General features: G+C 65.4%; 24 protein-coding genes and 1 pseudogene. 12 read left to right on the forward strand and 13 right to left on the reverse strand.

Annotated elements, in window-relative coordinates; genetic code table 11:
* Positions 1-384 (forward strand): VOC family protein, encoded by a 384-nt coding sequence (locus ACZZZM_RS07660; RefSeq protein WP_463594513.1) that lies wholly within the window; start codon positions 1-3, stop codon positions 382-384.
* Here the strand turns inward: ACZZZM_RS07660 and ACZZZM_RS07665 are convergent.
* The 8 genes from ACZZZM_RS07665 to ACZZZM_RS07700 all read right to left on the reverse strand — a co-directional run bounded on the left by ACZZZM_RS07665 (position 381) and on the right by ACZZZM_RS07700 (position 8,102).
* Positions 381-2,666, reverse strand: a complete 2,286-nt coding sequence (locus ACZZZM_RS07665) for a S41 family peptidase (protein ID WP_463594514.1) — start codon at positions 2,664-2,666, stop codon at positions 381-383. The two genes, ACZZZM_RS07660 and ACZZZM_RS07665, sit on opposite strands and share 4 nt — an antisense overlap.
* A gap of 65 nt (positions 2,667-2,731) precedes the next feature.
* A complete protein-coding gene (locus ACZZZM_RS07670; protein WP_463594515.1) occupies positions 2,732-3,592 on the reverse strand; it encodes a glycoside hydrolase family 16 protein in 861 nt (286 codons plus the stop codon).
* A 118-nt stretch (positions 3,593-3,710) separates the two neighbouring features.
* Positions 3,711-4,244, reverse strand: coding sequence for a translation initiation factor IF-3 (gene infC / locus ACZZZM_RS07675; protein ID WP_463594516.1), 534 nt, complete (start codon positions 4,242-4,244; stop codon positions 3,711-3,713).
* A gap of 112 nt (positions 4,245-4,356) precedes the next feature.
* A complete protein-coding gene (locus ACZZZM_RS07680) occupies positions 4,357-4,704 on the reverse strand; it encodes an RcnB family protein (protein ID WP_463594517.1) in 348 nt (115 codons plus the stop codon).
* Between the two features lie 102 nt (positions 4,705-4,806).
* Positions 4,807-5,253: an acetyltransferase gene (locus ACZZZM_RS07685; RefSeq protein WP_463594518.1), complete on the reverse strand. Its 447-nt coding sequence runs from the start codon at positions 5,251-5,253 to the stop codon at positions 4,807-4,809.
* Positions 5,250-5,573 (reverse strand): YnfA family protein, encoded by a 324-nt coding sequence (locus ACZZZM_RS07690; protein ID WP_463594519.1) that lies wholly within the window; start codon positions 5,571-5,573, stop codon positions 5,250-5,252. The genes ACZZZM_RS07685 and ACZZZM_RS07690 overlap by 4 nt, the downstream gene beginning before the upstream one ends.
* Entirely contained in the window at positions 5,573-7,564 is a 1,992-nt protein-coding gene (thrS, locus tag ACZZZM_RS07695) for a threonine--tRNA ligase (RefSeq protein ID WP_463596406.1), read from the reverse strand. The genes ACZZZM_RS07690 and thrS overlap by 1 nt, the downstream gene beginning before the upstream one ends.
* Before the next feature lie 82 nt (positions 7,565-7,646).
* A complete protein-coding gene (locus ACZZZM_RS07700) occupies positions 7,647-8,102 on the reverse strand; it encodes a vgr related protein (RefSeq protein WP_463594520.1) in 456 nt (151 codons plus the stop codon).
* 76 nt (positions 8,103-8,178) lie between these two features.
* On the opposite strand from ACZZZM_RS07700, the gene ACZZZM_RS07705 reads away from it, so the two are divergent.
* The gene (locus ACZZZM_RS07705) at positions 8,179-9,090 is read left to right on the forward strand and encodes a lysostaphin resistance A-like protein (protein ID WP_463594521.1); all 912 of its coding nucleotides are present in this window, start codon (positions 8,179-8,181) and stop codon (positions 9,088-9,090) included.
* Here the strand turns inward: ACZZZM_RS07705 and ACZZZM_RS07710 are convergent.
* On the reverse strand, positions 9,087-9,608 hold the full coding sequence (locus ACZZZM_RS07710; RefSeq protein WP_463594522.1) for a PH domain-containing protein: 522 nt from the start codon (positions 9,606-9,608) through the stop codon (positions 9,087-9,089). The genes ACZZZM_RS07705 and ACZZZM_RS07710 overlap by 4 nt on opposite strands.
* A gap of 121 nt (positions 9,609-9,729) precedes the next feature.
* Between ACZZZM_RS07710 and ACZZZM_RS07715 the strand changes: the two genes are divergently transcribed.
* The gene (locus ACZZZM_RS07715; RefSeq protein ID WP_463594523.1) at positions 9,730-10,287 is read left to right on the forward strand and encodes a hypothetical protein; all 558 of its coding nucleotides are present in this window, start codon (positions 9,730-9,732) and stop codon (positions 10,285-10,287) included.
* Here ACZZZM_RS07715 and ACZZZM_RS07720 read toward each other — a convergent pair whose 3' ends face one another.
* Complete coding sequence (locus ACZZZM_RS07720; protein ID WP_463594524.1) at positions 10,288-10,728, reverse strand: copper chaperone PCu(A)C; 441 nt, start codon at positions 10,726-10,728, stop codon at positions 10,288-10,290.
* 158 nt (positions 10,729-10,886) lie between these two features.
* Here ACZZZM_RS07720 and dnaK point away from each other — a divergent pair, with 158 nt between their 5' ends.
* The 4 genes and pseudogenes from dnaK to ACZZZM_RS07740 all read left to right on the forward strand — a co-directional run bounded on the left by dnaK (position 10,887) and on the right by ACZZZM_RS07740 (position 16,107).
* Positions 10,887-12,800, forward strand: coding sequence for a molecular chaperone DnaK (gene dnaK, locus ACZZZM_RS07725; RefSeq protein ID WP_463594525.1), 1,914 nt, complete (start codon positions 10,887-10,889; stop codon positions 12,798-12,800).
* 72 nt (positions 12,801-12,872) lie between these two features.
* Positions 12,873-13,995, forward strand: a pseudogene (gene dnaJ / locus ACZZZM_RS07730) (molecular chaperone DnaJ).
* Between the two features lie 64 nt (positions 13,996-14,059).
* On the forward strand, positions 14,060-14,782 hold the full coding sequence (locus ACZZZM_RS07735; RefSeq protein ID WP_463594526.1) for a response regulator: 723 nt from the start codon (positions 14,060-14,062) through the stop codon (positions 14,780-14,782).
* On the forward strand, positions 14,779-16,107 hold the full coding sequence (locus ACZZZM_RS07740; RefSeq protein ID WP_463594527.1) for an ATP-binding protein: 1,329 nt from the start codon (positions 14,779-14,781) through the stop codon (positions 16,105-16,107). The genes ACZZZM_RS07735 and ACZZZM_RS07740 overlap by 4 nt, the downstream gene beginning before the upstream one ends.
* On the opposite strand, the gene ACZZZM_RS07745 is transcribed toward ACZZZM_RS07740, so the two are convergent.
* Positions 16,108-17,340, reverse strand: a complete 1,233-nt coding sequence (locus ACZZZM_RS07745) for an endo-1,4-beta-xylanase (protein WP_463594528.1) — start codon at positions 17,338-17,340, stop codon at positions 16,108-16,110.
* 138 nt (positions 17,341-17,478) lie between these two features.
* Between ACZZZM_RS07745 and ACZZZM_RS07750 the strand changes: the two genes are divergently transcribed.
* From ACZZZM_RS07750 to ACZZZM_RS07770, 5 genes are read left to right on the forward strand one after another with little or no spacing between them, the layout of a single operon-like run.
* Positions 17,479-18,594 carry a Gfo/Idh/MocA family protein gene (locus tag ACZZZM_RS07750; protein ID WP_463594529.1) on the forward strand — a complete coding sequence of 372 codons (1,116 nt, stop codon included), beginning with the start codon at positions 17,479-17,481 and terminating at the stop codon, positions 18,592-18,594.
* 43 nt (positions 18,595-18,637) lie between these two features.
* Entirely contained in the window at positions 18,638-19,984 is a 1,347-nt protein-coding gene (locus tag ACZZZM_RS07755) for a GntT/GntP/DsdX family permease (protein WP_463594530.1), read from the forward strand.
* 11 nt (positions 19,985-19,995) lie between these two features.
* Positions 19,996-21,009 (forward strand): SMP-30/gluconolactonase/LRE family protein, encoded by a 1,014-nt coding sequence (locus ACZZZM_RS07760; RefSeq protein ID WP_463594531.1) that lies wholly within the window; start codon positions 19,996-19,998, stop codon positions 21,007-21,009.
* A gap of 29 nt (positions 21,010-21,038) precedes the next feature.
* A complete protein-coding gene (locus tag ACZZZM_RS07765; protein WP_463594532.1) occupies positions 21,039-21,782 on the forward strand; it encodes an NUDIX hydrolase in 744 nt (247 codons plus the stop codon).
* Positions 21,779-22,510: an extensin-like domain-containing protein gene (locus tag ACZZZM_RS07770; protein ID WP_463594533.1), complete on the forward strand. Its 732-nt coding sequence runs from the start codon at positions 21,779-21,781 to the stop codon at positions 22,508-22,510. The genes ACZZZM_RS07765 and ACZZZM_RS07770 overlap by 4 nt, the downstream gene beginning before the upstream one ends.
* A gap of 141 nt (positions 22,511-22,651) precedes the next feature.
* Here the strand turns inward: ACZZZM_RS07770 and ACZZZM_RS07775 are convergent, their stop codons facing one another.
* The gene (locus tag ACZZZM_RS07775) at positions 22,652-23,203 is read right to left on the reverse strand and encodes a hypothetical protein (protein ID WP_463594534.1); all 552 of its coding nucleotides are present in this window, start codon (positions 23,201-23,203) and stop codon (positions 22,652-22,654) included.
* A gap of 212 nt (positions 23,204-23,415) precedes the next feature.
* Entirely contained in the window at positions 23,416-24,627 is a 1,212-nt protein-coding gene (manD, locus tag ACZZZM_RS07780; protein WP_463594535.1) for a D-mannonate dehydratase ManD, read from the reverse strand.
* Between the last annotated feature and the right edge of the window lie 133 nt (positions 24,628-24,760).

A 24,760-nucleotide genomic window follows, 5' to 3' on the forward strand; every position in this document is an offset into this window, starting at 1 on the left:
ATGGGCGTAGTCGGAATGGGTGGATTGTTCTTTCGGGCGAAGGACCCTGACGCGCTCAACGCCTGGTATCGCGAGCATCTCAACGTCGGCGGCGGCTGCGACGGCAGCGGCGAGGGCGTGGTCAACGAATGGGTCTGGACCACCGCCGGCGGCCCGATGGTCTTCGCGCCCTTCAAGGCCGACACCGATTATTTTGCAGCCGACAAGCAGCACATGATCAATCTGCGCGTCACCGATCTCGACAGCCTGCTCGACCAGCTAAACGCCGCGGGCATCGAGATCATCACCAAGCCCGAATGGAATGATCCCAGCACGGGCCAGTTCGCCCGCATCCACGATCCCGAGGGCAATGCCATCGAATTATGGGAGCCGCCTGCGGCCTAGCGCGGCTTTCCCCGCGCGGCCTTGAGTGCCGTCTCCAGCACCTCGTCCCGCCCCGCGCGCATCCCGGCAAGCGTCGGCGCCACGGCGATATCGGGCTGGATGCCCTTGCGCTGAAGCTCGCGGCCATCGGGAAAGCGAACGCTGTGGCCGGTGAAGCTGACCATCAGATTGCCCGGCAGGTTGATCGTCGTGACGTCTCCATTCGCGCCGGTGGTCGGCGAGCCGACGAAGATCGCGTCAGGGCGTGCTGCCTTGATGAACAGCCCGGTATGCTCGGACTGGCTGATCGCCCGGTCGTCGATCATCACCACCACGCGGCCCTTGTAGCGTGGCTTGTCGGTCGGCGGCACTTCCTGCTCGAAGCTGCTGGACAGCGCCGTCGGCTGGCCTGGCCCGCGATATTGCGGGCGGCGGAACAAGGCGGCGACGCGCGGTGCATCATCGGGCGCCAGGCGCGGCGCGATGACCCAGGCCGTGCCCTGCGGATAGCCGCGCAGGTCGAATATGATTGCCTTGGTGTCGAGCAGATCGTCCATCGCCTTATTGGCGTCCATCCGCGTCAGGCGCTGCAGGTCGATAAAGCCGATATCGCCGGCGAGCCGCCGCCAGGCGGGCGACGTGTCGGCGGGTTCGCTGCGCGCGGTCCAGAATTCGAGCGTCCGCGGCAGCGCCACTTCGAATGCCTTGCCGTCGCGCCGGAGTTCCAGCCGCGCGACGCTGTCCTTGGCGCCCGCGATCAGCCGCCCGGCGAGGATTCCATTGGCCGATTGCGGCGTCGAGGCGGCGGTGAGGGCGCGGGCCTCGGCGAAAATCTCGGTCACCGGCCGCCCGTCGACGCTGAGCAATTCATCGCCGATCGCCACCCCGGCAGCGCGCGCAGGGTCGTGGATCGCGGCCACTGCCCAGCCCTTGCCGATCGGCCGGATGTAGAGCGGCGGCGCGAAAAGGCCGGCGTCGGAAGAAATCCCGCGCACCCCAACATGGGTGTCGTCGGTCTTGTGCGTCAGCCGCCGGAGCGCGGTCTCGTAATCGGCGCGCGTGGCCGCGCCGAGAAAGACTGGGACGAAGGCATCGAGTTGATCGTCCCAGGGCTGGTCGAGCAAGGCGCGATAGGGATTGAAATAAGTCAGCGCCCCCCAGACCTTGGCGAGCGCCAGTACGCGCTCACCGATCGATGGCAACGGGAAGGGTGGGGGCGCTGCACCGGTCGGCGCTGCCTGCGGAACGGGGCGGGAGGGAGTCGCGGCGCATCCGCCTCCTGCCTCGGCCGGGTCCAACAGGGCGATCGCCTTGGCGAGCCCGGCGGCGGCATCGCCCGCTGCCACGCAGGCGTCGGGGCGCATCCCGTCGCGGCCGTCCGGTGCGACATAGCGCGCCGTCAATATCTCGACGCGGACATGGCGCAGCATCAGCGCGGTACGTTCGGGCGTGACGCCATTGCCTTCCACCACGACGCGCGCCAGCCCTGCCGATTGGGCCGCGGCGGCAATGGGCAACGCTTCGGGCGGCGTGGTCGCGTCGAACAGGAAGGTCATGCGCGCCTTTACGCCGCCGGGCCGCCCGGACAGCGGCGTGATCGCGACGTTCGCCAGGCCGGCTTCATAACCGCCGGAAGTGGCGCCGCTCTCGGGCGGATAGCCGTCGTGGAAGCGGACCTGGCGAAAGCCTGCGGAGACGGGCACTGGCGTCGCAGCCGAGACCAGGCTGCGTGCCCATTCCACGCTGTGGAGCGCCTGGAAATAGCGCTGCTCGCCGCGCGCGGCGAAGTGGCGGCAATCGACCACCATGCCTTTCTGCTCGATCGCCGGGCGGACCGAAGCGACGGCTTCGGCGAGCGATTTGCCGGATATGCGCGCCGCACCGATCGCCGTGCAATCGGCCACGGCCACGCCATCGACGATGCGGAAGGTCGGAGCGGCCGCCGCCGTGGCCTCGGCCGGCGGCAAGGCGCCGAGCACCGAGGCGCGCGAGCCGCCCACCTTGGCGAGCATCCTGTCCACCACTTCTGCAAAGGCGGCATCGTCCGCGGTGGCAAGCGTGGGCTCGACCGCCGCGACCAGCGCCGCATTCCACTCGGCTTCGGTGCCGGCGAGATCGGGATGGAAGAGCCGCGTAAAATACCAGGCGCGGATCAGATCGGTGATGCGGTCCTCGGCGGGCGACAGCCCCGGTGCCTGGCGCGGCGGCGCGGACTGAGGAACAACCGGAGAGGCGGCTGCCGCGCCGGGCAATATCGCAAGCGTTGAGAAGGCAGCAAGCAGGCGCGCACGGCAACGCATCATCGAAATCCTCCCAAACCGCCCCCGGGCCCAGGAGTGCTAGCGAATTACGTCACCAATACGGCGGCTTAGGGCTTCTGCCAAACCCGCACATATTCGACTTCCATCTTCGCCGGGAACGCCTTGTCGTCGATTCCCATCTGCCCGCCCCAGCCGCCGACCGCGACGTTGAGGATCAGATATTCGGGCGTGCCGAACGGCCAGGTCTTGGGATCGCCCTTCTTGTCATTGTCAAAGCGCATATGCGCCCGGCCATCGACGCCGATCAAGATGCGGTCCTCATTCCAGTCGAGCTGGTAATTGTGGAACGCCTCACACACGTCGGGGATCTGCGTGTAGCTGCCCTTCTGCGTATTGATCGTGTGGTTATAGGCGCCAGTATGCACCGTGCCGAACGAGCGGCCCTGGTTCCAGCCGACATGCTCCATGATGTCGATCTCGCCCATCGCCGGCCAGCCCATCTTGCCGTCAGAAGCCAGCATCCAGATCGCCGGCCAGACGCCGCGCCCGCAGGCAAGCTTGGCGCGGATTTCGAAGAAGCCGTATTTGAAATCGGCCAGCCCTTTGGTGACGATCTTGCCCGAGGCATAATCCTGCCCGCCGAAATCGGGCTTGCTCGAAAGCCGCTCCTTGCGCGCCTCGATGACCAGCTTGCCGCTTTCGACGCGGACATTCTCGCGGCGTTTGGCGGCGTAATATTGGAGTTCGTTATTATGCCACCCCTGCTTGTTGCGGCTGGTGTCCCAGCCCCATTTCTTTGGGTCGGGCAGGCCGGGCTTGTCGAACTCATCGGACCAGACCAACTTGTGATCCGCGGATACGGCCAGTGCCTCGTCCGTACCGGCAGTGATCGGAGGATTGTGCACCGTCTGCGCGGCCGCCACAGGCGGCACCAAGGTCGCGACAGCCGCCAGCCCATATCGCCACATAACCGCACCCTCTCGCCGACATCGTTGTCAGCATAGTCGCGCCGAACCGCCGCACACGCAAACGAAAAAGGGCGGAGCCGCGGCCCCGCCCTTCAAACTTCTCAGCCGTGCCGCGCGCTTATTTCGGCGATAGCACCATCAGCATCTGACGGCCTTCCATGCGCGGATAGCTTTCGACCTTGGCGTCCTCGACGGTGTCGTCCTGCACGCGCTTAAGCAGCGCCATGCCGAGCTGGCCGTGGCTCAGCTCGCGGCCGCGGAAGCGCAGCGTGATCTTCACCTTGTCGCCTTCGCCGATGAACTTGTGCACGGCCTTCATCTTCGTCTCATAATCATGATCGTCGATGTTGGGACGCATCTTGATCTCTTTGATCTCCTGCGTTTTCTGGCTCTTGCGGGCGAGATTGGCCTTTTTCTGGGCCTCGTATTTGAACTTGCCGACGTCGAGGAACTTGGCGACGGGCGGATCGGCATTGGGCGACACTTCGACGAGGTCGAGCCCTAGCGCATTCGCCTGCTCCATCGCTTCGCGCGTGAACATGACGCCGAGATTTTCGCCCTCATGATCGATCACGCGGACCTTGGGCGATTGGATGAATTCGTTGAACCGCGGACCATTCATCGGCGGTGGCGCCAGGGGGCGCCGGGTCATTGGAGGACGTATAAGATTTGCTCCTAGGTGATTCCGTCACGCGATATAGTCATTAGAAGCGCACTTTGGAAGCAGGAGCGAGCGGCCGCCGAAAAGGCCGCTCGCTTTTGCCTTAGCGGATCGCGTTGGCGATCACCGAAGCGATGATGCCGCTGCCGATCGCGACGAGCACCGCGTCATTATCCGAGCGGACCCAGCGATAGCCGCGGGGCGGCGCGCGCAGGCCGCGATACTTGCGATAATCGACCTGCTGGTAATAGCGCGCATTGCGCTGGTTGAAGCGCTCACCCTTGCGCCACTTCTTCCAATTGCTGCGGCCGCGATCGTTGCGATTGTTGTGCGTGTCGCGGCGATCGTTCTGCGCGCCGTGGCGCTGCTGCAGGTCGGGCGAAGCGGCGGCGCCTGCCACCGGTACGATCGCGACCGAGGCGGCGAGCGCCAGTCCTAGGATGGTCTTCATGATGTTCTCCTTGTGCGAGTGCTGGAGCGAACTCGGATTAGCGAACGTCACGAGGGCTTCTTCGTTTCTATGTTTCAGCCTGAAATATTGTCGCAAAACATGTCAGGTCCCCGGCGCGCGGCGGCGCAAGTGGATCAGCGGGTAGGGTCGGCCCTGCGGATCAGTCTCGCTGCGCCCGATGATCTCGAAGCCGCGGGCGAGGTAGAAGGGCGGGGCATTGTCCGCCTGTTCGCTGGCATCGACCGTAGCGTTCGGCGAAAGCGCTAGCGCGTGGTTTAACAGCGCCGTGCCCACGCCCCGGCCATGCGCCGCCGGATCGACGAACAGCGCATCGATCATTTCGCCGTCCATCACCAGGAAGCCCTTCACGCCGCTTTGGTCTTCCGCAACGATCAGATCGACCGCGGGAAGGAACTGCTCGGCGACCAGCGCATCGATCTCGGCGCGATCCTGAGGCGTTAGGAAGCCATGCGTCGCATCGACCGCCGCCCGCCAGATCGCCAGCGCGCGGGGCACGTCCGCGGCAGTGCCGGGCCGGATGCTGGTCACCGGCGTCCCGCGAGAATGACGACGCAGCCGATCACCGCAAGCGCCGCGCCGCCCAAATCCCACCGTGTCGGCGGCACCCGCTCGACCAGCACCAGCCAGCCGAGCGAGGCGAGGATGTAGATGCCGCCATAGGCCGCATAGGCCCGGCCTGCGGCATCGGCGCTGCTCAGCGTCAGCAGCCAGGCGAAGAGCGCCAGCGAGAGGCCGCCGGGCAGCAGGAGCCACCACGGCTTGTCGAGCCGGAACACTGCCCAGAAGGCGAAGCAGCCCGCAATCTCCGCCAGCGCGGCGGCGGCGTAGATTGCGAGCGTCGCCGGCATCAGCGCAGATCGGGCGGAGTCGCCTCGGCCGTCAGCTGCGCGATCGCCTCGTCGAGAGTCAGCATCTGCTGACCCTGCGAACCCAGTACGCGCAGCGCCACGGTGCCTTCATCGGCCTCGCGCTTGCCGACCACCAGCAGGTTCGGAACCTTGGCCAGCGAATGCTCGCGTACCTTGTAGTTGATCTTCTCGTTGCGCAGATCGGTCTCGACGCGGATGCCCGCGGCCTTGAGCTTGGCGGTCACGTCCTTGGCATAATCGTCAGCATCCGAGACGATCGTCGCGACAACCGCCTGAGTCGGCGCCAGCCATGCCGGCAAGCGGCCGGCGAAATGCTCGATCAAGATTCCGATGAAGCGCTCGTACGAACCGAAGATGGCGCGGTGAAGCATGATCGGGCGGTGGCGCTCGCCATCTTCGCCGACATAGGACGCATCGAGCCGCTCGGGCAGCACGCGGTCCGACTGGATCGTGCCGACCTGCCAGGTGCGGCCGATCGCGTCGGTCAAATGCCATTCGAGCTTGGGCGCATAAAAGGCGCCTTCGCCGGGCAGCTCTTCCCAGCCATATTCCTCGGTCGCGAGGCCCGCCGCGACGACTGCGTTGCGCAGCTCGGTCTCGGCCATGTCCCACATCTCTTCGGTGCCGAAGCGCTTCTCGGGGCGCAGCGCCAGCTTGATCGAATAGGTGAAGCCGAAATCCTTGTAGATCCGGTCGGCGAGCGCACAGAACGCTTTCACCTCCTCGACGATCTGGTCCTCGCGGCAGAAGATGTGCGCGTCGTCCTGGGTGAACTGGCGGACGCGCATCAGCCCGTGCAACGCGCCATGCGGCTCGTTGCGGTGGCAGCAGCCGTTCTCGTAGAGCCGCAGCGGCAGGTCGCGATACGATTTGATGCCCTGCTTGAAGATCAGGATGTGCGCTGGGCAGTTCATCGGCTTCAATGCCATCCAATCGGCATCGTCGCTGACGATCGGGCCTTCATCCTCCGTGTTGGGAACCTCGTCGGGGATGACGAACATGTTCTCGCGATATTTGCCCCAATGACCGGACTGCTCCCATTGGCGCGCATCCATCACCTGCGGTGTCTTGACCTCGCGATAGCCGGCATCGTCGATCGCGCGGCGCATATAGGCTTCGAGCGCGCGCCAGATCGTGAAGCCGTGCGGGTGCCAGAAGACCGAGCCATGCGCTTCGGCCTGCAAATGGAACAGGTCCATTTCCTGGCCCAGCTTGCGATGGTCGCGCTTGGCGGCTTCCTCCAGCCGGGTCAGATGCTCGTCGAGCTGCTTCTTGTTGAGCCAGCCGGTGCCATAGATGCGGCTGAGCATCGCATTGGCCTGGTCGCCGCGCCAATAAGCGCCCGAGACGCGCGTAAGTTTGAACGCATTCGGATCGACCTTGCCCGTGGAGGCCAGATGGGGCCCGCGGCACATGTCGAGCCAGGCGTTTTCGCCCTTGCCGGCGCGATAGACCGTCAGTTCCTCGCCCTCGGGAAGCTCGGCGGCCCATTCGGCCTTGAAGGTCTCGCCTTCCTTCTGCCAGCGCGCGATCAAGTCGGCGCGCGACCAGACTTCGCGGATCAGCGGCTCGTCGGCAGCGATGATTCGGCGCATCTCGGCTTCGATCGCGGGCAGATCCTCCTCGGTGAACGGGCGATCCTTGGGCGCGAAGTCGTAATAGAAGCCGTCGTCCGTCGAAGGCCCGAAGGTGATCTGTGTGCCCGGAAACAGATGCTGCACCGCCTCGGCCAGGATGTGCGCATAATCGTGGCGCGCGAGCTCCAGCGCATCGGCTTCGTTCTTTGCCGTGACCAGTGCCAGCTGCGCGTCGCCCTCGAAGGGCCGCATGATATCGCGCAACTCGCCGTCGACGCGCGCGGCAATCGCCGCCTTGGCGAGCCCCGGACCGATCGCCGCGGCAATGTCCGCCGGGGTAGTCCCCGGGGCTACCTCGCGGACGGAACCGTCGGGCAGCGTAATGCGGAACATCTCGGACACGGAATCAGCGCTTTCGTTGGAATGAAGGAGCGGGGCTTATGCCTTCGCTGGCGCAATATAGGAAGCCGCTGTCTTAGCGCGACTTGAAGGGCAGGATGGTCTCATATTGTGCAAGCGGCGGCGCGCCTTCGATCAGGATGCGGTGGCGCAGCAGAAAGGCGTGGCGGACCAGCTCGGCCTGCTGTTCGAGCCCGTATTTCTCGAACTTCTGCCCCGGCTTGATCGCATAGTCGTAGCGGCAAAAGGGATGGCGCTTGAGCGGCAGGAAGATGCCCCTTTGGTGCTGCCAGATATGGACCATCTCATGGATGAAAAGCCCCTGCACGCCGATCGGCGATGTCGAGAAATCCCGGCTGTAGATACCGCTTTTGGGATGGAAGTGGATCGTCCCGCGCGGCGCCATGGTGGTGTGGGCGGGCTGGAAGAATATCCATTTCGAATTGGCGACGCGCGCTTGGGCATAGTCGATCGCATCGCCAAAGACCGAGGCAGCAAGCGCGGTTTCGCCGGGCGTGAGCGAGCGGATCATCCGGGCCTTATGCCGCGCTAGCCGCTGCGCCGCCAGCATTGTAGACCGGCGGAACAGGGCGATTTGGAGAAGTTTGATGGATGGGGTCGAACTGGGCAGTGCCCGCATATTGCGCGCCGGCAAGCTGCGCTGGTTGCGCGCGCTGGCCTGGATGGTCGCGCTATTCGTGGCGCTCATGCTCCTCTTCGTGGTCTTCGTGAATCTGGGCCTGCGCGCCGGCGTGATGGCGAGCGGCGGCGCATTTACCTCCGCTAAGTACGTGCCCGAAGGCATCAAGTTCGCGGTGATCGCAGCCGGCGCGGTTCTAATGCTGTGGCTGTACGACCGCGCCGTGCGTCACGGTGAGGATCGCCGCCCGTCCGAATTGTCGCTCCGCCAATTGCCTGCCGAACTGCTCGGCGGTCTGGTGATCGGCGCGCTGCTGATGGCCGCGTCGATCGGGCTGTTATGGGCGGCAAACTGGGCAGTGGTGACGCCCCAGCCGATCGCCCGGCTGCTTCCGGCGATCCGCGAATCGATCCAGTCCGGCGTGACCGAGGAGATCATCTTCCGCCTGGTCGTGTTCCGGCTCACCTGGCGCGCATTTGGCGCATGGTGGGCGCTTGCCATTTCGGCCTTGCTGTTCGGCGGGCTCCATCTCGGGAATCCCAACGCCACGTGGTTCGCCGCCTTGTGCATCGCGTTCGAAGCCGGGATCCTGCTCGCGACCTTCTACATGCTCACCGGGCGGATCTGGGCCTCGATCGGCGTGCATGCCGGGTGGAACTTCACCCAGGGCTGGATCTTCGGCGCCGCGGTATCGGGCGGGACCGGGCCGTTCGCCGGCGGACCCCTGCTCACCCAGCCTGCCGAAGGCGTACCGGCGATACTCTCGGGCGGCAGCTTCGGCCCGGAAGCGTCGCTCCCCGGCCTGCTGGTCTGCACTGCCGCCGGCCTGAGCCTGTTATGGCTCGCTTGGCGCAGGGGGCAGATGGCCGTGGCCGACTAAGCCGGCTCGCCGAAATCCTCGTGCACCATGTCGATCTCGCGCACGCCGCGGGTGCGCCGCGCCGCATCGACCAGTTCGCGCAGTTTCTCGCGGCGGGCGCGGGCGTGCTCGACGTCGCGGATTACGAGCGGCGCCTCGCGCGTCGTCTCGTCGGATGACGTGATCGTGATCGCGCCGATATCGGCCATCTGGTTGACGATCGTGAAGTCGATGCGCACGTCCTTGACGCGGTAGAGTTCGATCTCGTCGATCGACTTCACGAGGATACCCTTGTGGAGGATCAGCCGCTCGGCGGTAACCTCATAGGTGGTAGCGAGGTTGCCGATCCACTTGACCAGCACGATTGCCACGCCCGCAATCAACAGCGCCGGTGCGATCCAGGCGCTGCCGATAAGCGTGCCCTGGGCCAGGAAATAGAAGGTCGCGATCAACCCGGCGGCAATCAGCAGCATCGTGCCCCAGCCAGCAAGTGTGCCGCGCAGCCAGCCCCAGGTCGAGGAACGGAAACGGTCGATCATACGCGGCCTCCTGATTGGCTGGCCAGGATAGCGCCCCGCATGCGGCGCGTCACGTGGCGGATTCCTCCAATATAGAGAAGGGAATATGCAGGATAACTGAGGAAAGGAGATTCCCATGCCAATGATCGCGCTCGCTCTCGCCACGCTCGTGTCTCAAACCGGCCCCGCGCTCCAGCCGGGCGAAATCCTGGAAAATGGCGGTGGCCAGCAGATGAAAGTGCTGCGCTGCAAGCCGACTGCGTACAGTTGGCGCGAATGCGAGACCGTTGTCTGGAAGAATGGCGCCGCGGATTCCAATCCCGCCTGGTGGAACGAAGAGGATCTGATCAAGGGCGACACGCGCGTGCGCGAGGCCCTGGGCATGGCGCCGCGCCGCGGCGCTCCGACGGCGGGGATGCCCCCGGCAACCGCGGCTCGCCCGCGAGCGATGCCTGCCCCTGCACGGCCTGTAGAAGGCGGCCGCCGCATTCCTGACGGCACCTACAAGTGCATGACCTGGATGGGCTCGAGCTATGTCAGCATGGGGACGCTGCGCAGCGTCAACAATTCGCTCGATACCGGCTTCCTGGCGAAGGTCGGCGCGACCTTCACCGGCGCGGCCCCGACGGCGGACGGCGTGACGATTTCGTACACCACCCGCAGCGGCTATCGCGAAAGCATGGATTGCACCCGGCAATAGCTATTGGGCCGGCGCTGCATCCCCGGCGCCGACGACCATCGCTTGGACCTCCAGCGTCTTGCCGCCCGCAAAGGACAGGCGAAGCGGAATGCGCTGCCCGGCGGCCACGCGCGGGCCAAGATCGAACAGCATCACATGTTTGCCGCCGGGCGCGAAAGCGAGCGTGCCACGCGCCGGCACGGCTATGTCCTTGATCGGCGCCATCGCCATCATGCCCTGCTCGCCCTTCTTGGTTTCGTGCAGTTCGGAACGCAGCGCCGCGGGCGTCGTGACCGACAGCAGCGTGTCCGCAGCGTCGCCGCCATGCACGGTGAAATAGGCCGCCCCCGGCCGCCCCGCGGCCGCCGGAAGGCGAACCCATGCGCCGTCCGCCTTCAGCTCGGCCGGCTGCTGGCACGACGCGAGTAGCGCCAGCGAAACGATCCCCAGAAATGCACGCATCCGCTCAGTCTCCCAATTCGGGAAAAGCAGTAGAAAGCCGAGTGTCTTGCGGCAAGCGCAAGCGCACCTATATCGCTTGACGGAATGGTTGCCTGCGTCGCCTGATTTCGGGGCGCAGCTTCCTAAGTTTTTGATTTTATAGGGGCCAACGAGGGACTATGGCTAAAGTAATCGGTATCGATCTCGGCACGACCAACAGCTGCGTCGCAGTGATGGAGGGCGGCAAGCCCAAGGTGATCGAGAATGTGGAAGGCGCGCGCACCACGCCGTCGATCGTCGCCTTCGCCAAGGATGGCGAGCGCCTGATCGGCCAGCCGGCCAAGCGCCAGGCAGTGACCAATCCGGATTCGACCGTGTTCGCGGTGAAGCGCCTGATCGGGCGCCGGTTCGACGATCCGATCACCAAGAAGGACACCGAGCTGGTGCCCTATTCGATCGTGCGCGGCTCGAATGGCGATGCATGGGTCCAGGCGGGTGGCGAGGATTATTCGCCGTCGCAGATCAGCGCCTACATCCTTCAGAAGATGAAGGAGACCGCCGAATCGTATCTGGGCGAGACCGTCTCGCAGGCAGTGATCACCGTGCCGGCTTACTTCAACGACGCCCAGCGCCAGGCGACCAAGGACGCTGGTCGCATCGCGGGCCTCGAAGTGCTGCGCATCATCAACGAGCCGACGGCAGCTGCGCTGGCATACGGCCTTGAGAAGAACGACGGCAAGACGATCGCGGTCTATGACCTTGGCGGCGGCACGTTCGACGTCTCGGTCCTCGAGATCGGCGACGGCGTGTTCGAAGTGAAGGCGACCAATGGCGATACCTTCCTGGGCGGCGAGGATTTCGATTCCAAGCTCGTCCAGTTCCTCGCGGAAGACTTCCGCAAGACCGAAGGCATCGATCTCACCAAGGATAAGCTGGCACTCCAGCGGCTCAAGGAAGCCGCCGAGAAGGCCAAGATCGAGCTGAGCTCAGCGCAGACCACCGAAGTCAATCTGCCCTTCATCACTGCCGACGCAAATGGGCCGAAGCATCTGGTGAAGACGATCAACCGCGCCGAGCTGGAGCGTTTGGTCGAGGAGCTGATCCAGCGCACGCTCGAGCCGTGCCGCAAGGCGCTGGCCGATGCGGGCGTCAAGGCGTCCGCGATCGACGAGGTGGTCCTGGTCGGCGGCATGACTCGCATGCCCAAGGTCCGCCAGATCGTGAAGGAGTTCTTCGGCAAGGAGCCGCATACCGGCGTGAACCCCGATGAGGTGGTTGCGATCGGTGCGGCGATCCAGGCCGGCGTGCTTCAGGGCGACGTCAAGGACGTGCTCCTGCTCGACGTGACTCCGCTGTCGCTCGGCATCGAGACGCTGGGCGGTGTGTTCACGCGCATGATTGATCGAAATACCACAATTCCGACTAAAAAGTCCCAAGTCTACTCCACAGCTGACGACAATCAGCAGGCAGTGACGATCCGCGTCTTCCAGGGCGAGCGCGAAATGGCGGCGGACAACAAGATGCTCGGCCAGTTCGACCTGGTCGGCATTCCCCCGGCGCCGCGCGGCGTGCCGCAGATCGAAGTCACGTTCGACATCGACGCCAACGGCATCGTCAACGTCTCGGCCAAGGACAAGGGCACCGGCAAGGAGCAGCAGATCCGCATCCAGGCCTCGGGCGGTCTCAGCGATGCTGATATCGACCAGATGGTCCGCGACGCCGAGCAGTTCGCCGAGGACGACAAGAAGCGTCGTGCCGCGGCGGAAGCCAAGAACAATGCCGAAAGCTTGGTGCACACCACCGAGCGCCAGCTCGCGGAGAATGGCGACAAGGTCGATGAGTCGCTGAAAAGCGAGATCCAGGCGGCGATCGATGAGACCAAGGCTGCGATCGAAGCGGGCGATGCCGACGAGATGCAGGCCAAGTCGCAGAACCTGGCGCAGGTGGCGATGAAGCTCGGTCAGGCGATCTACGAGAAGCAGGCGGCCGAACAGGCCTCGCCGAGCGCCGATGGCGCTCCAGAGGGTTCGGAAGCCGGCGGCGAGGAAGTGGTCGACGCCGAATTCTCCGAAGTCGACGACAACAAAGCGTAAAAGGGCAATGTCTCGGCTCCGTCATCTTCGTGAGAGCGCGGGTGACGGAGCGGGGACGCGGGGGCCGAGTGCATGACCACCGAAGTGGATTATTACGAGCTGTTGGAGTGCGAGCGCACTGCCGATGAGGCGACGCTCAAATCCTCGTACCGCAAGCTCGCGATGAAGTATCATCCCGACAAGAATGGCGGCTGCAAGGACCACGAAGCCAAGTTCAAGTCGGTCAGCGAAGCCTATGAGGTCCTGAAGGACCCGCAGAAGCGCGCTGCGTACGATCGCTATGGCCATGCCGCGTTCAAGAATGGCGGCGGGGGCGGCCCCGGCGGCTTTGGCGGCCAGGATTTCAGCGGCTTCAGCGATATCTTCGAAAGCGTGTTCGGCGAGTTCATGGGCGGGCGCGGCGGCGGCCGGCCCAGTCGCCGCGGCGCCGACTTGCGCTACGACATGGAAATCAGCCTCGAGGACGCATTCCACGGGCGGGCCAGCGAAATCACTGTCGACGTCTCGGGCGTCTGCGAACCGTGCGCAGGCTCGGGCGCTAAGCCGGGCACCGTCGCGCACCAGTGCAAGCAATGCGGCGGGCATGGCAAGGTGCGCGCGCAGCAAGGCTTCTTCATGGTCGAGCGGACCTGTCCGGTCTGCCACGGCGCGGGCGAAGTGATCGCCGATCCGTGCAAGGAATGCCGCGGCGAAGGCCGGGTCGACAAGACCAAGACTTCTCAAGATTAACGTGCCCCCCGGCGTCGACGAAGGCACCCGCATCCGGCTGCAGGGCGAAGGCGAGGCCGGCGGCCGCGGCGCGCCTTCGGGCGACCTTTACATCTTCCTCCACGTCCAGCGGCACGCGATCTTCGAGCGCGAGGGTACCAATCTGCACGCGCGCGCGCCGATCAGCTTCACCACTGCGGCGCTTGGCGGCGAAATCACGCTGCCGGGGCTCGATGGCGAGAAGCATGTCGTGAAGATCGCGCCGGGCACGCAGAGCGGCCGCGAAGTGCGCCAGCGCGGCGCGGGCATGCCGGTGCTCCAGGGACGCGGGCGCGGCGATCTGGTGGTCGAGCTGACTGTCGAGACGCCGACCAAGCTCAGCGCCAAGCAGCGGGAATTGCTCGAAGAATTCCGGTGCACCGAAACTGGCGACGAATGCCCCGAGAGCCAGGGCTTCTTTGCCAAGCTAAAATCGGCGCTGGGCTGAAGGTTCGATCCCTGAGCCTTGTCTGCGCAACATTGCAGACGCATACAGGGTTAAAGGCAGCAACATGATCAATGCTCCTATCCCCGCAGACGATTCGGCGACCTTGCTCGTCGTAGACGATGATCGCGACATTCGCATGTTGCTGGCGAACAGCCTCGGCGCGCGCGGTTACCGCGTCGAGACTGCGTCGAACACCCGCGACATGGACCAGATCCTTGCGCGCACTTCGGTCGATCTTGTCATCCTCGACGTGATGATGCCGGGCGAAGACGGGCTTTCCGCCTGTCGCCGTATCTCTCGCGCCGATGGTCCCGAAATCGTCCTGCTGAGCGCGCTCGGCGAGGAGCAGGATCGCATTCTCGGCCTCGAAGTCGGCGCCAGCCATTATTTGCCCAAGCCCTGCAGCCCGCGCGAGATCCTCGCCACCGTGCGCGCGGCCCTGCGCAAGCGCGGCGCGACCGCCAAGCCCGATAGCGACGTCTATGGCTTTGACGGCTGGCGGATCGATCTCGGCAGCCACGAACTGTTCGATCCGAACGGCGTTCTGGTCGGCCTCACCGACGGCGAATTCGCAGTGCTGCGCGTCTTCATCGAGCGCCCGCGCCGGGTGCTGTCACGCGAGGCGCTGTTGGCGGCGGCGCGCGGCCCGGATTCGGACGCGTATGACCGCGCGATCGACGTCCAGGTCAGCCGCTTGCGCCGCAAGCTGCGCTCGAGCGGTGACGAGATCATCCGTACCGTTCGCAACGAAGGCTATCTCTTCGTCCCGCGAGTCGTCCGCGCGTGAAGCTTCGCGGGGTGGGGCGCTCGCCTCTGTTCCTCCGCGTCTTCCTGCTGATGCTGATCTGCGTCGCAGTCGTCCAGCTGATGAACCTGGCTCTGCTGGTTGCGGTCCAGTCGCCCGCCGCCCGTCTGTCTACGGTCGGAGAAGTTGCCGATGCGCTGGCGCGGGGCGTCGACAATGTCGGCACCTTCGATGTCGAACGCACCGACACGCTCGAATCCTTCAAATGGAATCCTCGCGCCGAGCGGCTAGGGCTCGCCCTGGCGACTGCGATGCGCGTCGATCCGACGCGCGTGGAAATTCACTTTCCCACGCCCTTCCTCCAGCGCGAACAGGTCTATAACCGCGCCGGCATTCCCGCGCCGGTCGCGCCGGCCAGTGCCGATGCCGCGCGCACTGCGGTGGTGACCGGTGACTTCGTGGCATCGCTGCGCCACCCCGACGGCACCTGGACGGTCGTCCGCTCGGGCGGGTTCGAGCCGTGGCGCTGGTTCGTATTCCTGTGGCTGGTGCTCTCGGCGGGCGCAGTCGCTCCCTTCGCCTGGACCTTGGCGCGGCGGCTGACCAAGCCGATCGCGACCTTTGCGGAAGCCGCCGAGCGGCTCGGCCGCGATCCGCGCGCCGCGCCGATCCCGATTCAAGGGCCCGCCGAGATCGCCGAGGCGGCGTCGGCATTCAATCGGATGCAGGCGCGGCTCAATCGCTATGTCGACGATCGCGCAGCCGTGGTCGGTGCAGTCGCGCACGATCTGCGTACGCCGTTGATGCGGCTCGGTCTTCGGCTCGAGGGCGCACCCGAGGATCTGCGCCAGGCATGCGAGCGCGACATCCGCGACATGGAGGAAATGGTCGCCGCCACCCTCGCTTATGTCCGCGACACCAACACCGTTCTCGAACGCCGCCCCCTCGATCTGCGATCGCTCGCCGAAACGGTGGTCGACGATATGAGCGACCACGGCGCCGACGTCTCGCTCGAGCCCGGTGAGCCGGTGGTGATCGACGGCAATTCGGCGGCGCTCAAGGCGATGCTCTCCAATCTCGTCGGCAATGCCGTCAAATATGCCGGCGGCGCCGAAGTGCGCATCGTGGAAGAGGAGGATCAGGTCCGCGTCGAGGTCTGCGACGAAGGACCGGGCATGCCCGCCGAGGATATCGACCGCGCTTTCGAGCCCTTCTTCCGCGGCGAGCGTTCGCGCAATCGAAACACGGGTGGGATCGGCCTGGGCCTGCCTAGCGCCCGGGCGGCCGCCCGCGCGCATGGCGGCGACCTTACGCTCGGCACCCGCGAGCCGCGCGGCCTTCTCGCCATAGCCTCGCTGCCGCTCTGATCAGGGCCGCGCCGTCGTTGCCACGAACGCCGCATTGATGGCGTTCTGGAGCAATTTCGGCTGGAAGCTCGCATCATAGGGGCAGGGCCGGCGCGGCTGGCCGTCGGCGCGCGGCTCAAAGCCCTGCAGCCAGCTGTATTTGTCGCACATGCCCCAGGCGAGCACGTCCTTGAGCTGGGGATAGCCAAACATCAGATCGAGATAGGCGCGCGCATACTCCGCCACTGCCTGGTCGCGCGCCGGTAGCGCTACGGCAAGCCCAGTGTCGCGCACGTCGAACTCGGTGATGACCAGCTTATAGCCAAGCGCCACCACCGCATCGAGAAACGTGCGCCACGCCGGCGTCTGTGCCGTCACGAGATCGGCCACCGGCATATTCGAATAGATGCCGATATGGCTCTGGATCCCCAGCGCATCGACGGGGACGCCGCGCGCCTTAAAGCCCTGGAGCAGCGCCAGCACCCCGGCACGATGCGTGGCGCCGCCGCTCTCCCAGCTCATATAGTCGTTATAAACGAGCTGCGTGCTCGGCAGCTCGGCCCGCGCGGTGCGAAAGGCGAGGTCGAGCGTGGCCTCGGCCCCTCCCAGCGCAGTGCTGAGCGCAGTTTCGTAAAGTCCGCCTGTCGCCGGATCGACCGCTTCGTTGACGACATCATAGCTGACGATGTTCGCCCCATAGCGCCGCATGACCGTCTGGATATGTTCGGTAAGGATGCGCCGCGCCTCGGCCACGCCCGCCGCGCCCGTCCCATAAGGATGGCTCTCGGCCCAGGCGGGCATCCAGCGGCGCTGGTGCCAGAGCAGGGTGTGCCCCCGCATCGCCAGGCCCTTCGACTGCGCATAAGCGAGCATCGCATCGAAGCGAGTGAAGTCGAAGGTTGAAGCACTCGGCCGGATCGAGGGCCATTTGAGCTCGTTCTCCGGCACCAGGATCGCGCAATCCCCTTCCAGCAGCGCCGCATAACTGGGATTGGCAAACGAGCCCGCGTCTGCCCCCACCGCCGACCACGCCACCGCCGAACCGAAGCGCATGTTCTTCGCCGCGGCGCTGGCCTTGATCGGGGCCGCGGTGATTGCGGGCGTCGGCGTGGGGGATGCGCTCGCCGTGGGAGTCGGAGCCGGCGTCACCACCGTTCCTCCGCCCGAGCTGCCGCTCCCCCCGCCGCTGCAGCCCGTCGCGGCCAATGCCAGCATCAGCCCCAGGCTTTCCCGCCTGGAAATCGCCTCGTCCATCATCGCTCTCCCAAGCCGGCAGCTTTGCACCGCCCCGCATACGTGGTAGCGCTAACAAACGCCGGAGTTGACGCGAAGTCAACCGCGCACGACAACGTTGGCGGAAAACGCCGTGGCGACTTTGGGAGAGGGCCGGCAATGGGGATCATCGGCACGCGTCGGGATATGCTCGGGGGTCTGGGAGTGGGGTTGGCCGGCGCCGCGCTGCCGCTTTTCGCCTGCAGCGCCCAGCCTCCGAAGCGCAAGCTCGGCTATGCGATCGTCGGGCTTGGCAGCTACGCGACCCGCCAGATCATGCCGCGGCTCAAGGATTGCGAGTTCGCCGAGCTAAATGCGCTGATCAGCGGCACGCCCGCCAAGCTCGAGCGATACGGCACCGAATACGGCATCCCGAAGACGCACCGCTATTCCTATGCCGATTATGATCGGATCAAGGACAATCCCGATATCGACCTGGTCTATGTCGTGCTGCCCAACAGCCTGCACGCCGAATATTCGATCCGCGCCAGCCAGGCCGGCAAGCATGTGCTGTGCGAGAAGCCGATGGCGATCTCGGCCGCCGAATGCGAGGCGATGATCGCGGCGGCGAAGCAGGCGAACCGCAAGCTGATGATCGGCTATCGCTGCCATTTCGAGCCGCATAACCGCCGCGCGATCGAACTGGTGAAAACCGGCTTTGTCGGCCGCCCGACGCTCGTCACTTCCGAACATGGCTTCTTTGCCCAGCCCAACCAATGGCGCCTCGACCGGCCCTTATCGGGGGGCGGATCGATGATGGACATCGGCATCTACAGCCTCAACGCCGCGCGCTATCTGGCGGGCGAGGAGCCGATCGAAGTCAGCGCAATGGAATCGACGGACAAGAGCGACCCGCGCTTCAAAACGGTCGAGGACCGCATCGATTGGCAGATGCGCTTCCGCTTGGGGCTAATCGCAAATTGCGTCTCGAGCTACAGTTCGGCGCACAACGCTTTCCGCATCACCGGCACCAAGGGCTGGGTCGGAATGGAGCCGGCCACATCCTATGACGGGCACCAATTGTGGACGCGGACCGAAGGCAAGGCCGAGCAGATGCTCCTGCCGCCGCCGGCCAAGAACCAGTTCGTGAGCCAATTGGATCACCTCGCCGAATGCGCGATCAGCGGGCGCGAGCCGATCGTCTCGGGCGAAGAGGGGCTGCGCGATATGCGGCTGATCGAGGCAATATATCAAAGTGCACGCGAACACCGCGCCGTGAAGGCCGCGGCGGCGTGATCGCCAAGCCCGCCGCGGCCATGGAATCGGAAGTGCGCGTCGCATGATCCCCGAGCCGTGGAGCACGCTCCTGATCGTGGCGGCGAGCATCGCTGCGGTGATCGTGCTGGTGCTGCGCGTGAAGCTTCAGCCATTCCTCGCCTTGCTGCTCGTCGCCTTGATCACCGGCCTTGCCTTCGGCGCCGACCCGCAGGCAGTGATCGCCGCGGTGCGCAAGGGCACCGGCGAAGCGCTGGGCTTCGTCGCGGTGGTGATCGGCCTGGGGGCGATCCTCGGCGGACTGCTCGAAGCCTCGGGCGGCGTCAACGCCATCGCTCATCGGCTGCTCGACGCATTCGGCGAGCGGCGCATCCCCTGGGCGCTGACTGTCGTGGGTATCATTGTCGGCATCCCGCTCTTCTTCGACGTCGCCTTCATCATCCTCGCGCCGCTTCTGACCACGCTGGCGATGCGCGCGGACCGGCGCGTGACCTATTTCGCTGTGCCCCTGCTGGCCGGCCTGCTGACGATGCACGCCTTGCTCCCGCCGCACCCGGGTCCGGTGGCAGTCGCCGAACTGATCGGCACCGATTACGGGCTGCTCGCCTTTTACGGGCTGGTCTGCGGCATCCCGGCAGCGATCATCGCCGGACCGGTGTTCGCTCGCCTGGCCCACTCCGCACCCGGCTGGGGCGACCAGTCCCCACCGTCGATGCTCGACGAAGGCGCGCCGCAAACCGCCCCGATCGGCTTCTGGCCCGCCCTCGTCGCGATGCTCGTCCCGCTCGCCCTGATCCTGCTCGCGGCCGTGGCGGGTCAGTTCATGGCGAACGGCCCGGCCAAGTCGGCGCTCCAATTCATCGGCCACCCTTTCACCGCGCTGATCCTCGCCACGCTTTCGGTCACCGCATGGCTGCGCTTCCGTGTCCATGCCCCGCTGGAGACGATCTCGAGCATCATGACTCGTGCGCTCGAGCCCGCCGGGCTGATGGTGCTCGTGGTCGGCGCGGGCGCTGCTTATAAGGAAGTGCTGATCGAGAGCGGGGCAGGGCAGCAGGTCACCGCCGCGGTAGCCTCGGCACAAGTCTCGGTCCTCGTCTTCGCCTTCCTGCTCGCGGCATTCGTGCGGATCGCGCAAGGCTCGGCCACTGTCGCGATGGTCACCGCCGCCGGGCTCGCCGCGCCGCTCATCTCCGCCGCCACTTTGTCGCCCAGCCGCGTCGCATTGGTCACGATCGCCATCGGCGCCGGCGCCTCGATCGCCAGTCATGTCAACGATACCGGCTTCTGGCTGGTGAAGCAGTATCTCGGGCTGACCGAGGCGCAGACCTTCCGCAGCTGGACGCTCTGCGCCACCATCGCCGGCGCAGTGATCTTCACCTGCACCGCTTTGCTGTGGAATTTCGTGTGAGGGGAATGAAGATGATCCAGACGACCCGCCGCGCCGTCCTCGCCGGCATGGCCGCTGCGCCGCTCCTCCCCGGTCTTGCGCACGCCGAGACTGTCGGCAGCATCACCAAGTTCGACAACGCCTTCGATGCAGTGGTGGACGTGAAGTCCCCGATTGAAGTGCTCGCTACCGGCTACAAATGGGCCGAGGGCCCGGTCTGGGTGAAGCAGGGCGGCTATCTGCTATTCAACGACGTTCCCTCGAACGTCTGCTACAAATGGCAGAAGGGGAAGGTCACCAAGTTCCTCGATCCCTCCGGCCTGCAGGGACCCATCCCCCCAGGCATCCGCGAGGCGGGCGCCAACGGCATGGCGATCGATGCCCAGGGCCACTTGATCATGGCCGATTCGGGCACCCGAGCGATTGCCCGCGTCGATCTGAAGACCAAGCAGAAGACGATCGTCACCGACCGATATTTCGGCATGCGCTTCAACAGCTGCAACGATGTCGCGATCGGCCGCGACGGACTGATCTTTTTCACCGATCCGCCTTATGGACTGGCCGAAGGCGATGCCTCGCCGCTCAAGGAAATCGGATATAACGGCGTCTATGATTTCCGCCCCAGCACCGGCGAAGTGTCGCTGATCGACAAGAGTCTGTCGCGGCCGAACGGCATCGCCGTCTCCCCGAATCTGATGTATCTCTACGTCACCGTCTCGGATCCCGCTCGCCCCGAAGTCCGCATCTACGAGCTCGCCGCCGATGGCAGCGCGATGGACGAGGGCCGCGTGCTCGACGATTTCACGGCCGAGGTTGCCCAGAAGCTCCCCGGCCTGCCCGACGGCATCAAGACCGACGCGGCCGGGCGAATCTTCACCACCGGCCCCGGCGGCGTCTATGTCCTCTCGCCCGAAGGCAAAAGGCTGGGCCTGATCTCGACCGGCAAGGCGACCGCAAACTGCTGTTTCGGCGAGGATGGCAAGACGCTGTTCCTCACCTCGAGCGACATGATCGCGAAGGTACGGCTGAAGACCAAGGGCTGGTGACCCGCGCCTTCGCGGCCTAAGCGGGCGGCATGTCCGAGCCAGACGTGATTCCTGCCGCGACGGTGATCGTGATGCGCGAAGGCGCAGGCGCGCCCGAGCTGCTGATGGTCGAGCGCGCCGCCGCGATGTCGTTCGCGGCGGGGGCGCTGGTATTCCCGGGCGGCCGCGTCGATCCCGGCGACCATGCGTTGGCGGCGACGCTCCGAGGCGACCCCGACGACCTGGCGGCACGCGTCGCCGCCGTGCGCGAGACGCTGGAGGAAGCCGGGGTCGCGGTCGGCGCCGATGTCCCCGCGGACGCAGTCCCGGATCTCGGCCGGCGGCTTTACGCCGGTGAGCCGCTGGAAGCGCTCCTGGAGGAAGTCGGCGGGCGATTGCGGCTAGAGAACCTCATCCCCTTCGCGCGCTGGCTGCCCCGCGGCGTGCATCACAAGGTTTTCGATACGCGCTTCTATCTGACATTGGCGCCCGCGGGCGCCGAGCCGGTGGTCGATGGCAACGAGAATGTCCGCGTGTTCTGGGCGAGCGCGCAATCGGTGCTCGATGCCGCCGATCGCGGCGAGACCAAGATCATCTTCCCCACCCGGCGCAATCTCGATCGCCTCGCATTGTTCGGCTCGTTTGCCGATGCCGTTGCCGATGCGCGGGCGCACGAGGTCCGCACTGTCACCCCTTGGATCGAGGATCGCGGCGGGGAGCAGTTCCTCTGCATCCCCGACGATCTCGGCTATCCGATCACCGCCCAGCCGCTCGCGGAGGCGAGCCGGGTGTGAGGACGGTCCGGCGCGTGATCACCGCAATGCTGATCTTCATCCTGCTGGCGGGCGCGCTGCTGCTGGGCTTCGCGATGCTGCGCGGGCGGCCACAGGATCTGCCCTGGACGCGGCTCGATCTGGGGGCGCCGATCGGCGCATTCACCGGGCGCAAGCTCGCCGGGCTCACGAGCGAATATGCTCAGTGCCGGGCGCTGCTGCGGGCGGCGGGGGTGCGTTATACAATGCTGCCGCCGGTCAGAAGCGACGGGCAATGCGGCTATTCCGACGGGCTCCGCTTCGACGAGGGCGGGGCGCAGCAGATCGATTACAGCCCGTCCGGTCTCGGCACTTCATGTCCGGTCGCCGCGGCACTCGCGGTGTGGGAATGGAACGTCCTTCAGCCTGCGGCGCAGCGCCATTTCGGCGCGCGGGTAACGCGCATCGATCATCTCGGCAGCTATTCGTGCCGCCGCATCTATGGCCGCAGCGCCGGCGATTGGAGCGAACACGCCACTGCCGACGCGGTCGACATCGCCGCATTCCGCCTCTCGAACGGCGAGCGAGTCAGCGTGCTCGATGATTGGAAGGGCGGAGGCGAGAAAGCCGCATTCCTCCGCGAGATCCGCACCGGCGGGTGCAAATTATTCTCCACGGTGCTCTCGCCCGATTACAACGCAGCGCACCGAGATCACTTGCATCTCGACCAGGCCGAGCGCGGCGAAATGGGCTGGCGGGCGTGCAGGTGATTCCTTTTCCTCCCTCGCGAAGCGGGGAGGGGGACCATGAAGTGCTGGAGGGGGCCTCTCAACGAGCAATAGCGCCCGCCGATAAACCCCTCCGTCAGCCTATCTCTGCGTCCCCCCCTGCGCGAGGGAGGAATAAAACTGTCAGTTCGACATCGCCGCCGGATCGACCTTTTCCACCCATTGCGGAAAAAACGCCGGCTGGCGGTTCGACCAGCCCGAGGCAGTCGCCGCGGCTTCGCTGATCGACTGGAGCAGCTTGCGGCGCAGGTCCGGATGGAGGTGGGGCAGCGCCGCCGCCGCGCAGAACGCGCCCGGCAGCCACGGCCGAACCTCGGCGCCGATCAGGCGCTCGTAAAGGAAGCGGAATGCCGAGAAGGTGGTGATCCGGCCTTGGCCCAGATCGAATGCGGCGATGGTGATGAGCGGCGCCATGAAAGGCTCGATCGAAACCAGATCGGCATCGTCGGGCATCAGCGCGCGAACTTCGTGGAGCCGATCGTAGATGCGGGCCTGGGCGCGGATGCTCGCGGCCTCGGTGCCGTCGCGCGACCAGCGTTCCAGCGCGTCTTCACGCTCGAGGCCGATGTCGAGCGAGCGGCGAACATAACGCTGCGTCGCCGCGCTGAACCCTGCAAATTCCTTCATCTCGGCCAGCGTCATCGCGCCTTCTGCCGGTTTCATCTTAGCGCCCATGCTCTTCGACTCCCACCCCGGAACCAAACCCTCCGAAATCACTATGCCGCGCATTGGTTAACGGGCGGCTTAACGACTTGTCTTCCCCGGTTCAGAATGGAGCGCGAAAGCTGCTGCGGCGCAACATTGCTTGCGACGAATGGAGGGCGGGAGCATGAAAAGGTCGGCAGGTGATGCCTTTGCGCAACTAAGCTCAGGTACGTAACGATCGCCTACCAGTTGAACAGCGTGCCGTCCTCGAGCCGGTTCACGGGCAGATAGGCGCGCTTATATTCGTATTTCGCGGCCATTTCCTCGTTGATATCGACCCCTAGCCCAGGCGCTTCGCCGGGGTGCATCAGGCCCTGATTGAGGCTGTAGCCATGCGGGAAGACGGCGTCGGTCTCGGCCGAATGGCGCATATATTCCTGAATGCCGAAATTGGGCACCGACAGCCCGAAATGGAGCGCCGCGGCCATCGTCACCGGCGAGAGATCGGTCGCGCCATGGCAGCCGGTGCGGACCTGATAGAGATCGGCGAGGCTGGCGATGCGGCGCAGATGGGTGAGCCCGCCGGCATGGACCACGGTCGCGCGGATATAATCGATCAATTGTTCCTCGATGAGCTGCTTGGCGTCCCAGATCGAGTTGAAGATTTCGCCCACTGCGAGCGGAGTCGTAGTGTGCTGGCGGATGAGGCGGAAAGCGGCCTGATTCTCCGCAGGCGTCGTGTCTTCCAACCAGAACAGTCGGTACGGCTCCAGATCCTTGCCAAGCCGCCCCGCTTCGATCGGGGTGAGCCGGTGGTGAACGTCGTGGAGCAAGTGGATATCCCAGCCCAGCGCGTCTCGCGCCTTGTCGAACAGCTTGGGGACGTGGCGCATATATTTGCTCGTCGACCACACCGCCTCGTCAGGCAGCGAGCCCTTGGCCGGCTCGTAATAAAAGCGCTCGCCCGATACGCCATAAGTGGTCGCGATCCCCGGCACGCCCGATTGCAGGCGGACGGCCTTGTAGCCCTGCTCCAGATATTCCTGGGCGCGGTCGATCGTCTCTTCAATATCGGTGCCGTTGGCATGGCCATAGACCATGCAGCCTTCACGGCTGGCGCCACCGAGCAACTGATAGACCGGAAGCCCGGCGATCTTGCCCTTAATGTCCCACAAAGCCATATCGACCGCGGCGATCGCGGACATAGTCACCGGCCCACGCCGCCAATAGGCACCCTTGTAGAGATACTGCCAGATATCCTCGATCCGGTGCGCGTCGCGGCCGATCAGACAGGGAATGACATGGTCGGTAAGGTAGCTCGCCACCGCCAGCTCGCGGCCGTTCAGCGTCGCGTCGCCGATCCCGTAAACGCCCGCGTCAGTCTCGATCTTGAGCGTTACGAAATTGCGGCCGGGGCAGGTGACGATGACGCGGGCATTGGTGATGCGAGGCAAGAATTCTCTCCGATGTTGTCAGACAATATCGCGGCAGGACGGCGCTATCGTCAAGCTGCCGCTACGGCAAGCGCCGCTCCTGCGGAGCTTACGGTTTTCCGCCGATTTTGCATGTTACCTCTCGCCCAAATCG

The organism is Sphingomonas sp. AC522, assembly GCF_979258125.1.